This is a genomic window from Loigolactobacillus zhaoyuanensis (genome assembly GCF_003946385.1).
In the GTDB taxonomy this organism is placed as follows: Bacteria; Bacillota; Bacilli; order Lactobacillales; family Lactobacillaceae; genus Loigolactobacillus; species Loigolactobacillus zhaoyuanensis.
Map to the genome: position 1 here is coordinate 1 of NZ_RHOE01000070.1, position 10,836 is coordinate 10,836.

The 10,836-nt window shown below is 46.4% G+C and carries 14 protein-coding genes; all 14 read left to right on the plus strand.

The window, feature by feature from the left end; genetic code table 11:
- Window positions 1-259 precede the first annotated feature (259 nt).
- Complete coding sequence (fabZ, locus tag EKM76_RS11165) at window positions 260-700, plus strand: 3-hydroxyacyl-ACP dehydratase FabZ (RefSeq protein WP_125550722.1); 441 nt, start codon at window positions 260-262, stop codon at window positions 698-700.
- A gap of 61 nt (window positions 701-761) precedes the next feature.
- On the plus strand, window positions 762-1,202 hold the full coding sequence (locus tag EKM76_RS11170; RefSeq protein ID WP_125550723.1) for a MarR family winged helix-turn-helix transcriptional regulator: 441 nt from the start codon (window positions 762-764) through the stop codon (window positions 1,200-1,202).
- A 17-nt stretch (window positions 1,203-1,219) separates the two neighbouring features.
- On the plus strand, window positions 1,220-2,188 hold the full coding sequence (locus tag EKM76_RS11175; RefSeq protein ID WP_125550724.1) for a beta-ketoacyl-ACP synthase III: 969 nt from the start codon (window positions 1,220-1,222) through the stop codon (window positions 2,186-2,188).
- 83 nt (window positions 2,189-2,271) lie between these two features.
- Window positions 2,272-2,508 (plus strand): acyl carrier protein, encoded by a 237-nt coding sequence (locus tag EKM76_RS11180; protein ID WP_125550725.1) that lies wholly within the window; start codon window positions 2,272-2,274, stop codon window positions 2,506-2,508.
- A 19-nt stretch (window positions 2,509-2,527) separates the two neighbouring features.
- On the plus strand, window positions 2,528-3,484 hold the full coding sequence (fabK, locus tag EKM76_RS11185; RefSeq protein ID WP_191986918.1) for an enoyl-[acyl-carrier-protein] reductase FabK: 957 nt from the start codon (window positions 2,528-2,530) through the stop codon (window positions 3,482-3,484).
- Between the two features lie 16 nt (window positions 3,485-3,500).
- Window positions 3,501-4,445, plus strand: a complete 945-nt coding sequence (locus tag EKM76_RS11190) for an ACP S-malonyltransferase (RefSeq protein WP_125550726.1) — start codon at window positions 3,501-3,503, stop codon at window positions 4,443-4,445.
- Entirely contained in the window at window positions 4,429-5,157 is a 729-nt protein-coding gene (locus tag EKM76_RS11195; protein ID WP_125550727.1) for a 3-oxoacyl-ACP reductase family protein, read from the plus strand. Before EKM76_RS11190 ends, EKM76_RS11195 begins: the two co-directional genes overlap by 17 nt.
- A gap of 19 nt (window positions 5,158-5,176) precedes the next feature.
- A complete protein-coding gene (gene fabF / locus EKM76_RS11200; protein WP_125550728.1) occupies window positions 5,177-6,400 on the plus strand; it encodes a beta-ketoacyl-ACP synthase II in 1,224 nt (407 codons plus the stop codon).
- A gap of 4 nt (window positions 6,401-6,404) precedes the next feature.
- On the plus strand, window positions 6,405-6,827 hold the full coding sequence (locus tag EKM76_RS11205) for an acetyl-CoA carboxylase biotin carboxyl carrier protein (RefSeq protein WP_125550729.1): 423 nt from the start codon (window positions 6,405-6,407) through the stop codon (window positions 6,825-6,827).
- A 19-nt stretch (window positions 6,828-6,846) separates the two neighbouring features.
- Complete coding sequence (gene fabZ, locus EKM76_RS11210; RefSeq protein ID WP_125550730.1) at window positions 6,847-7,269, plus strand: 3-hydroxyacyl-ACP dehydratase FabZ; 423 nt, start codon at window positions 6,847-6,849, stop codon at window positions 7,267-7,269.
- Window positions 7,270-7,296: 27 nt separating this feature from the next.
- Entirely contained in the window at window positions 7,297-8,691 is a 1,395-nt protein-coding gene (locus EKM76_RS11215; protein ID WP_125550731.1) for an acetyl-CoA carboxylase biotin carboxylase subunit, read from the plus strand.
- A complete protein-coding gene (accD, locus tag EKM76_RS11220; protein ID WP_125550732.1) occupies window positions 8,678-9,568 on the plus strand; it encodes an acetyl-CoA carboxylase, carboxyltransferase subunit beta in 891 nt (296 codons plus the stop codon). The genes EKM76_RS11215 and accD overlap by 14 nt, the downstream gene beginning before the upstream one ends.
- A 20-nt stretch (window positions 9,569-9,588) precedes the next feature.
- Entirely contained in the window at window positions 9,589-10,305 is a 717-nt protein-coding gene (gene accA / locus EKM76_RS11225) for a carboxyltransferase subunit alpha (protein WP_263853690.1), read from the plus strand.
- Between the two features lie 186 nt (window positions 10,306-10,491).
- The gene (locus EKM76_RS13500) at window positions 10,492-10,659 is read left to right on the plus strand and encodes a hypothetical protein (RefSeq protein ID WP_164507643.1); all 168 of its coding nucleotides are present in this window, start codon (window positions 10,492-10,494) and stop codon (window positions 10,657-10,659) included.
- The last annotated feature ends 177 nt before the right edge of the window (window positions 10,660-10,836 follow it).

Genomic DNA, 10,836 nt, shown 5'->3' on the forward strand with positions numbered 1-10,836 from the left:
TACCGCGCCGGCAAACTGGCTATCAAACACCCAAAGAGCTTTTCTCCGCTGCTTCCGCCGGTTAAGTTAAGCCCATAAAATATGAATATTAATGAAAATACTGATTTAATAGGATTTATCGTGTGGCTAATTTGTTCTTGCAATTTGGGGAATTAATTCTATTAAAAAATAAAAAAATAATTTGACATTTTTAAAAGGTTGCCATAAACTTTGAACATCAAACTAATTTAGTTTGAAATTTTTGGACGAGGTGAGGCATTTGCATATCCTAGATGCGGCAGCGATCCAACGCTTGATTCCGAACCGTTTTCCGATCTGTTACATTGATCACGTTGATGAGCTGGTGCCGGATCAGCGTATTACGGCAACTAAAAACGTGACCATCAACGAAGATTTTTTGCAAGGTTATTTCAAGGGGCAACCGGAAATGCCAGGGACATTGATCATTGAAACGTTGGCGCAAGCAGCATCGATCTTGATTTTAAAATCACCACAATTTGAACAACGGACGGCTTACATCGGGAGCATTCGGGATGCCAGTTTTTATAAACGCGTGCTACCGGGGGATGTTTTACGCTTGGAAATCACACTAGTTAAAGTGAAGGCCAATATGGGCGTGGTTGCGACGCACGCATCAGTCGCCGGGGAAGTTGTTTGTTCGGCGGAGCTCCATTTTGTGGTCCAAGCAACCGCTAGTTGACAGGTGACACTAATATGACTAATATTTTGATTATCAAAGTAATTAGTGAGAAAGAAAATAAATGACACCACAAGGGCAACGGATCAACGACAAATTAGTCGCCGTTTATAATGATATTATTCGACTTGAAGAAAGTGAAATTAAAAAAAGTGAGTTCAAAGATTTGTCGATCAAGGAGATTCACACGATCAACGCGATCGGCATGTATCATCGTAATACTTCATCTGAGGTTGCGCAGGCTTTAAATGTGACGCCGGGTACACTAAGTGTTTCAATCAATAATCTAGTTCGCAAAGGTTATGCGGAACGGTTGCGCAGCGATGATGACCGGCGAATCATCCACCTTGGCTTGACGCGCAAAGGCCGGCTGATGTATCGCATGCACCAATCATTTCACCGACAAATGGTACAAAGCTTTCTCAAAGATTTAAATGCGCAAGAAGTAAGTTTGGTGGAAAAGGCGTTGGATAACTTGCAATACTTTTTAGATGAACACTCTTAAATAAAGGTGGTGGCGCAGTGGGCGCAAAAATAACGCAACTAGCCCATGCTGTACCGACTAAAATTGTAACTAATAATGATTTAAGTCAGATCATGGACACCACAGATGAATGGATCCGTAGCCGCACTGGAATCACGCAACGCCATATTGCGACAACGGAAACAACGGCTAGTCTTTGTACCCAAGTGGCGATACAGTTACTGCAACAAGCTGCTTTACCGGCGACCGCGTTGGATTTTATTGTTGTCTGTACCATGTCGCCTGACTATTTTACGCCAGCAACAGCAGCCGTTGTTCAAGGCGCAATTGGGGCAACTAATGCGTTTGCTTATGATTTAAATGCGGCTTGTTCGGGATTTGTCTACGGGTTGAACGCGGTACAACATTATTTTCAGAATGATCAACCCATGCACGGGCTACTAATTGGCGGCGAGGTGTTATCACGGTTGCTCAACTGGCAAGATCGCTCAACGGCGGTTTTGTTCGGTGATGGTGCGGCCGGCGTATTATTAGAAAATAGTTCGACCGCGCATTTTCTAGCTAGTGATTTAGCAACCTTTGGCGATCGTGGGGGCCAGTTAACAGCTGGTTATCAAGGTAGCGCACCACTAATGGTTAATGGCATTAACCAAATGGCACCTTATTTTAAAATGGACGGTCGTGGTATTTATAGTTTTGCTACCCGCGGCGTGCCGGCTTCGATTGAACGAGCACTAGAAAAAGCTGACTTAACTTGTGCCCAGGTCGATCATTTTATCTTACATCAAGCCAATACCCGAATCATTACGCAAGTCGCTAAACGTTTACGGCAACCATTAGCTAAATTTCCGCAGAATATGGCGGCATATGGCAACACTTCCGCTGCCAGTATTCCAATATTACTGGACGAATGTGTGCGTGCCGGCCAAATCAAACCAGGTGCAGTGCTGGCACTCAGCGGTTTTGGCGGCGGCTTGACAGTCGGTACACAAATTATTATTTATTAAAACATGACATAAAATTACTCAAGTATAGGACGCAGATCGGTCAGCAAACAAAATAATCATATAACTTAAATGGAGGCAACAAAATGAATAAAACAGAAATTTTTAATAAGGTACAAGCAATCATCATGGAACAATTGGATAAAAGTGCCGCGGAAGTTACACTGACAACAAATTTCAAAGGTAATTTAAATGCCGATAGCTTAGATGTTTTTGAAATCATCAATGAAATCGAAGACGAATTTGACGTAAAAATTGAAACCGATGAAGAAATCGCAACCGTTAGTGATCTAGTTGATTTTGTTGCTCAGCAAGTTGCTTAGACAGAAAGAAGGTGGGCCAATGAGTCCTTTTATGCAATCGTTGGGGCTTAAATACCCAATTTTTCAAGGTGGCATGGCTTGGGTGGCGAACGGCGAACTAGCCGCCGCCGTTTCTAACGCTGGTGGTTTAGGCATTATTGGCAGTGGCCACGCGCCAGCTGCAATCGTTGCTAAAGAAATTGCCAGCGCCAAAGCGTTGACTGATAAACCTTTTGGCGTCAATGTGATGTTACTATCGCCGCATGCAGATGAAGTGGTGCAGGTGATTTTGCAGGCCAAAGTTGCGGTAGTGACCACTGGCGCCGGTAATCCGGCTAAGTATATTGCTGATTTTAAGGCGGCGGGGATCAAAGTGATTCCGGTAGTGCCTTCGGTGGGACTAGCGCGGATCATGGAACGTGTCGGTGTTGACGCGGTGATTGCTGAAGGCATGGAGTCTGGCGGCCATATTGGTAGCATGACTACGCTGACGCTGATTCCCCAAGTTGTTGACGCGGTGAGTATTCCGGTGATCGCTGCCGGTGGGATCGGTGATGGTCGCGGGGTTGCCGCAGCCTTAATGCTTGGCGCAACTGGCGTCCAAATGGGGACCCGCTTTTTAGCCGCTAAAGAGTGTCACATTCACGAAAAATATAAAGCCGCCGTTTTAAAGGCGAAGGATATTGATACGCTGGTTACAGGTGCCTATATCGGTCATCCTGCGCGCGTATTGAAAAATAAAATGAGCCGGCAATTTTTAGTTGCTGAAAAAAATGCTGCTCTGCAAAATGATGTTGATTTTGCTGCAGTTGAACAACTGGCCAATGGCAGCTTACGGCGTGCAGTTGAAACCGGCGATGATGTCACTGGGTCATATATGGCCGGCCAAATTTCTGGCCTGATCAAAACTGAAACTAGTTGTGCCACGATTTTACAGGAAACGGCTGCGCAAGCACAAGCCTGTTTGCAGCAGGGCCGCATGGAAAATTATTTTTAATGAAGGAGTGATCAAAATGCAGGTAGCTTACTTATTTAGTGGTCAAGGCGCTGAGCGAACCGGCATGGGCGCTGAATTTTATCAAACAGATCCGCAATTCAGAAGTGCATTTGATCAAGCCAGCCGGTTATTAGACTTAGATTTGCCGCAGATTTGTTTTAATGCGGACGAGCGCTTGCAGACAACTGAGTATGCGCAACCGGCACTCGTTGCCTTAAGTTGGGCGCTCTATCAAACGAGTCAGGCACAATTACCTCCGGCCAGCGCCTTACTGGGTTTGAGCCTTGGCGAGTACAGCGCTTTGTTAGCTGGTGGTCAGCTTTCCTTAGCTGATGGTTTGGCGCTAGTTAAGGCGCGCGGTCACTTGATGGCACAGGCATGCCAAGCCACTCCTGGTGAAATGGTGGTCGTATTAAAGGCCGATGCTGCGCAGATCGCAACCGCGTGTGAGCTTGGCCAGCAAAGTGGATTTGTCGCAGTGGCTAATTATAATTCGGCACAACAAACGGTGCTTGGGGGTACGCCAGCCGGTATTGCAGCGGCGGTGGCTTATCTACGCACGCAAGGCGTGAAACGTATTTTACCTTTGGCGGTCAGCGGTGCATTCCATACACTCTTGATGCAACCGGCAGCGACTGCGTTTATCCCTTATTTAACTCAGAGTCGCTTTAATGCTGGTACGCTGCCAGTTTGGAGCAACACAACTAAGCTGCCATTTACAACAGCCACATTGGCGACCACTTTGGCGCAACAAATGGTTCAGCCAACGTATTTTGCCGCTTGCGTGACTCAGTTGGCGCTGAAAGGCGTTGATACATTTATCGAGTTCGGGCCGGCCCCCATACTTGCGCGTTTAGTTAAGCAAACGGTACCTACCGCAAAAGTTTATCAAGTGGCAGATCCGCAAACATTAGCGGCTACGGTCGCAGAATTAGGGGTGACCAATGGATCTAAAAGGTAAAACTGTTTTAGTAACCGGTAGCTCGCGGGGAATTGGTGCGGCGATCGCGCTTACTTTCGCGCAAAAAGGCGCCAATATTGCGTTAAATAGTCGACATGAGCTAACAACAGAACAAATGAATGTGATCAAAGCTTGTGGCGTGGACTGTATTGGCATTGTTGGCGATGTGACTCAAGATGCTGCAGCAATCATTACGACGGTGATGACCCATTTTGGTCAGTTAGATGTATTGATCAATAATGCAGGGGTCACGGCAGATAAATTATTGGTACGGATGAGTAGCACTGATTTTGAGCAAACGCTGCAAACAAATCTGGTTGGAACTTTTAACATGATCACACAAAGTTTAAAGCCGATGTTCAAGCAGCGTGCTGGTTGCATCATTAATTTAGCCAGTGTGGTGGCGTTGACTGGCAATATTGGTCAAGCTAATTATGCGGCTAGCAAGGCGGGAATTATCGGACTAACTAAATCGGTAGCGCGCGAGGCTGCTTTACGCCAAGTACGCTGTAACGCCTTGGCACCGGGGATGATCGACACGGCAATGACAATGAAATTAAGCGATAAAGTTAAAGCACAAATAGAGACTGAAATTCCATTGAAACGGTTTGGTCAGCCACAAGAAGTGGCGCAAACGGCAATTTTTCTAGCGGAAAATGACTATATGACTGGCCAAACCATCGCAATTGATGGCGGCATGACAATGTATTGAGATTAAGGAGGCTTTGCGCATGACACAACGAGTAGTGGTCACCGGAATGGGTGCAGTAACGCCCTTAGGCAATGATGTTGCGACCACAATGACAAATATCAATGCGGGACAGGTCGGTTTCGCGCCGATCACTAAATTTACCGCGGCAACCGGCATTACCTTAGCGGGTGAGCTCAAAAATTTTGACGTTACCACTCGTTTAGATAAACGAGTCAGTAAACGGCTTGATCTCTTTTCACAGTACGCGTTATATAGTGCCATTGAGGCGGCAACGCAAGCAGGATTGACAAGCGACATGGTGGCGCCGGAACGTTTAGGCGTCATCATTGGTTCCGGGATCGGTGGCTTGACGACGATCGAAGCGCAGGTGACCAAAATGAATGCCAAAGGCCCGCAACGCGTTTCGCCACTTTTTGTGCCACAGTCGATCGTTAATATGGCTGCTGGGAATGTTGCATTGCAATTTAATGCACGTAATATTTGTACGGCAGTGGTCACCGCTTGTTCGTCAGGCACTAATGCGATCGGCGATGCTTTTCGCGAGATTCAAAGTGGCCGGGCGGACGTGATGATCACAGGTGGTGCTGAAGCGCCGATCAATGAAATTGGTATCGCTGGATTCGCAGCGTTGTCGGCATTATCTGTCGCCACGGATCCGCAACGAGCATCAATTCCTTTTGACCAAGAACGTAACGGTTTTGTAATGGGCGAAGGTGCTGGCATGCTAGTTTTAGAAAGCTTAGCGCATGCGCAACAACGCGGGGCGATGATTTATGGTGAGGTCACCGGTTACGGTAGTACTTGTGATGCCTACCATATGACTGCGCCCAATCCAGCCGGAACCCAAGCCGCGCGCGCAATGCAATTAGCAATCGATGAAACTGGTTTGACTGCCGCTGATTTTGGCTATGTTAATGCGCATGGTACGAGTACCCAAGCCAATGATGTCGCTGAAGCAGCAGCAATCAATCAGGTTTTCACGGCACCAATACTGGTCAGTAGCACTAAGAGTATGACGGGGCATTTATTAGGCGCAGGCGGTGCCATTGAGGCGATCATCACGTTGGCGGCGATGCGGCAGCAACAGTTGCCAGTCAACGTTGGCGTGCAACAGCAAGATCCAGCGTGCCCAGTTCAGCTAGTTACGCCAACCAATCGAACACAGGTAGTGACCAATGCGTTGAGTAATTCGTTTGGTTTTGGTGGTCACAACGCTGTATTAGCGCTAAGAAAGTGGGCGTGAGTTTGTGACCAAAGAAGAAATTCAGCAGTTACTGCAGCAGTTTGATCAAAGTTCACTGAACGAATTCGCACTGAAAGATGCAGATTTTGAGTTACGTTTCAGCAAACATGCGGCCACACCAACGACAGCGTCTGTAGGAGCACCGGCACCGCTGCCAGCAGCGCCAACAACTACTACTAATAGCCTGATCAAGGCGCCACTAGTGGGTGTCATTTATTTATCAGCATCACCCGAGCAGACAGTGTACAAAAAAGTTGGCGATCAGGTAGTCGCTGGCGAAGTTGTTTGTATCATCGAAGCAATGAAAATGATGAACGAAGTTAAAAGTGAAGTTAGTGGCACTGTGACCGCTATCTTAGTTGAAAACGAAGCGATGGTCGATTATCATCAGCCGCTATTTGAGATCACACCGAATGAACAACCTTAATTGTGAAGGAGCATTAGTCATGTTAAATACAACTGAGATCCAGGCCATTATTCCGCATCGCTATCCGATGTTGCTAGTAGATAAAGTATTGGCGATCGTCCCCGGAGAAAGCATTATCGCTCAAAAAAATGTCACCATCAATGAACCATTTTTTCAAGGTCATTTTCCAGGTAATCCAGTAATGCCTGGTGTATTACAAATTGAGGCGCTGGCACAAGCGGGTGCGATCACGATTTTGAGCTTACCCCAATTTGCTGGAAAAACTGCTTATTTCGGCGGGATCACTAAGGCCAAATTCCGGCAAATGGTACGCCCCGGCGATGTTTTAAAGCTGGAGTTGACGTTGACCAAATTACGCGATCATGCCGGCAGTGGTAAAGGCACGATCACGGTTGATGATCAAATTGTTTGTGCTGCGGATCTTATTTTTGCAATCGAATAAGTTGCATTATTGAAAGTAGGTGAGTCGATGTTTCAAAAAGTTTTGGTTGCTAATCGCGGCGAGATCGCAGTGCGTATCATTCGTACCTTGCGCGAATTAGATATCGCTAGTGTTGCAGTCTATTCAGAAGCTGACACGGAAAGCTTACATGTTCAATTGGCCGACGAAGCTGTGTGCGTTGGCGGTGCGTCTGCACAATCGTCTTACTTGAATCGGCAAAATATACTTAGTGCGGCTATCCTAACTGGCGCCGATGCGATCCATCCAGGGTTTGGTTTTTTAGCTGAAAATGCCGATTTTGCTGAAATGTGTGCAGCTTGTCAAATTACGTTTATTGGACCACGCGCGGCAACGATTGAACTTATGGGCGACAAAGCCAATGCCCGGGAATTTATGCGGCAAGCTGATGTCCCTGTGATCCCTGGCAGCGACGGTTTTATCACAACGCTGGCTCAAGTTCAGCAAGTAGCTGACCAGGTTGGCTACCCGCTGTTATTGAAGGCAGCTGCAGGTGGTGGCGGTAAAGGAATTCGTAAGGTTGAACGTGCAACTGAGTTAGCAGCACAATTCACAGCTGCGCAAAAGGAAGCTGAGTCGTCATTTAGCGATCAACGGATGTACGTGGAAAAAGTGATGACCCACGCGAAACATATTGAGGTGCAAGTTTTTCGCGATCATGCAGGTGCGACGATTACTTTTCCAGAACGGGATTGTTCGGCGCAACGTCATCATCAAAAAGTGCTGGAAGAAAGTCCATGTATTTTGCTCACGGCGGCTAAACGGCAGGAACTTATGCAAATTGCTCGGCAAGCAACTATTGCCATGGATTATTTAAATACGGGGACGTTGGAATTTTTAATGGATCGGCAGCAAAATTTTTATTTCATGGAAATGAACACGCGAATTCAAGTTGAACATCCAGTCACGGAAATGGTCACTGGGATCGATTTGATCCGTGAGCAAATCTTAGTGGCCAGTGGCGCAGCATTATCGGTTCAGCAACAAGATATCCAACTTTGCGGCCACGCCATAGAATGTCGATTAAATGCGGAAGATCCGCGACATGATTTTATGCCATCAGCAGGAACCATCGATTATCTTTACTGGCCGTTAGGTGGATTAGGCACGCGGATCGATAGTGGGGTTTACGCTGGTAGCATGATACCACCATTTTATGACTCGATGATCGCTAAATTAATTACTTTTAGTCCTGAGCGTGAGCAAGCAATTAGCAAAATGTCGCGTTTACTGCAGGAATTAGTGATCAAAGGAATCACGACCAATCAGGATTTTGAGCAAGCTTTATTAGCTGATCCACATTACTTAGCCGGTACTTTGACAACCAACGAAGTTAGCCAGCGCTTCTTGCCACAGTGGCTGGCGCAACAAAAGCTAGGAGATGAGCAGCATGCGGCTATTTAAACGGCGGCACTACATTAAGTTACCTGCTCATGCTGAATTGAAACGGCGCCGTGATCAAGTGCCAACTGACTTGTGGCAGCAGTGTCCAATTTGTCAACAAACTAGTTACACCAAAGAACTAGGGCCACTAAAAGTCTGTCCCCATTGCCAATATGGTTTTCGGTTAACCGCTTGGGCGCGCTTGAAACAATTGACCACTAATTTTACCGCGTGGGATCAGGACTTAGCGACTAGTGATCCACTTAAGTTTCCTGGCTACCAGACAAAAATTGTTCGTGCACAAACGGCGACACAGCTAAACGATAGCGTATTAACCGGTCGCGCTAAATTTGGTAAGTTAGCTTGTGCACTGGGGATTATGGATTCTTATTTTATGATGGGTAGCATGGGCACAATTACCGGTGAAAAAATCACCCGCTTATTCGAGCGCGCTACACAAGCGCGCTTGCCGGTGATATTATTTACAGCCTCAGGTGGTGCGCGGATGCAAGAAGGTATTCACTCGCTAATGCAAATGACTAAAGTTAGTCAAGCAGTAGCCACACACAGTGCCGCCGGTTTGTTATATGTTGTGGTGCTCACTGATCCAACTACTGGCGGCGTGACGGCTAGTTTTGCCATGCAGGGTGACATTATTTTGGCGGAACCACATGCGTTAGTTGGCTTTGCCGGACGACGCGTAATTGAACAAACGATCAATGAACAATTACCCGCAGATTTCCAGCGCGCTGAACAAGTGCTACAAGCAGGTTTTATTGACCGTATTGTGCCACGCGCTAAGTTGAAGGCCACCTTACAACAATTATTACAGCTACATACTAACGGAGGTGGTCACTTATCAAAAACGATAAAAAATCTGCCAACGAAATTGTCCTAGCTGCCCGGGCGGCGGATAAGTTGTCGCCACTGGAAATTGCTCAGCTGGTTTTCACTGATTTCATCGAATTACATGGCGACCGTGTTTTAGGCGACGACCCAGCAATTTGCGGGGGAATTGCCTATTTAGGCAGTCAAGCGGTCACGGTGATCGCCACGGTTAAGGGAAAAAGCTTAACGGAAAAAATCGCCACTCATTTTGGTAGTCCCGAGCCAGCCGGTTATCACAAGGCGTTGCGTTTAATGCAACAGGCTGCTAAATTTAGCCGGCCAATCATCAATTTAGTCGATACCCCAGGTGCATATCCGGGAAAAGAAGCTGAACAACATGGTCAAGGTGCAGCAATCGCAACGACTATTTTAAATGCGAGCCAGTTGCCGGTACCAGTGATCACAATTATTACTGGTGAAGGCGGCAGCGGGGGGGCATTAGCTTTGGCTAGTGCCGATCGTGTTTGGATGTTGGAAAATAGTATTTACGCTATTTTATCACCGGAAGGCTTTGCGACGATTCTGTGGAAGGATGCAGCGCGGTCAGCTGATGCAGCAGAACTAATGCAATTGACACCAACTAAGTTGCAACAACAAGGGATCATTGATGATATCATTACGGCGCGCACAGCTAAGCGCTTGGCGGCAACGATCGAGAAAAAATTGGTGCATGAAATTGCTTCATTACAGCGACTAAGCGCCAGCGCACTACTACAGCAGCGTCAACAACGTTTCCGGCGGTTCTGAAAGTTCGGTAAAATTTACCGAACTTTTTTAATTGTTGAAAAAAGACTATTTTCTTGTATTAGTGACTAACTTGGCTAGCGCAGTCGTCATTTTATGTATTGATTATCGCCCAGTCGCAACCTATAATAGAAATATCCAGCAAAAGTGGTATCAGGTTGCGGTTAAATCGTAGTTGGAGGCGAGAACATGCGGAAGATTCACTTGAGAAACCGTGCTAAAAACCGCAAAATATCTGAAACAGGATCACATGATTTTAAGGATATGGTGAGACAAGCGCAACAATCAAGTCATGATTTTCAGCGCCTACAAGATAAATTTGCGAAATTAATCGTTAACTATAGAAAAAAATCATAAAAAAATTCAAAGCCAACTTGGCTTTGAATTTTTTTGCCGAGTTTACAATTGAAGTGCAACACCCAATGAACTAGACCAACTATAGACAAAAAGGCCATGAAGACCTATTCTTATAATCGCCAAGAAAATAAGAGAGTAGGTGCCTTCATGACCCAATCCCAGAGTACCATGTCTAGC